We start from the raw sequence: 214 nt of genomic DNA, 5'->3' as shown, positions 1-214 counted from the left end.
GTAGCGGGCGGCGTGCAGGTGCACGGGTGAGACGGCCTCGCCGCTGGCGATGACGGGGATCATGCCCATGAAGTGGGAGACGTGGGGTCCCACGGGGATGGGGCGCCCGCTGGGCGTGCAGGCGGGGACGAGGGCTTCGCGCCAGTAGGCGGGGCGGGCGCCGCCCAGGACGGGGTGGTCGGCCAGGTCCTCGTACGACACCGCGTCCTTGGCC

Annotated in this window: 1 pseudogene; it reads right to left on the bottom strand. The window is 74.8% G+C overall.

Annotated features, from left to right (window positions below):
- A pseudogene (locus tag IO39_RS43825) lies at positions 1-214 on the bottom strand (LysR family transcriptional regulator); the annotation flags it as partial.

The sequence above is a fragment of the Nonomuraea candida genome (assembly GCF_000725485.1).
In the GTDB taxonomy this organism is placed as follows: Bacteria; Actinomycetota; Actinomycetes; order Streptosporangiales; family Streptosporangiaceae; genus Nonomuraea; species Nonomuraea candida.
This window is presented reverse-complemented; position numbering and strand designations above follow the sequence as displayed.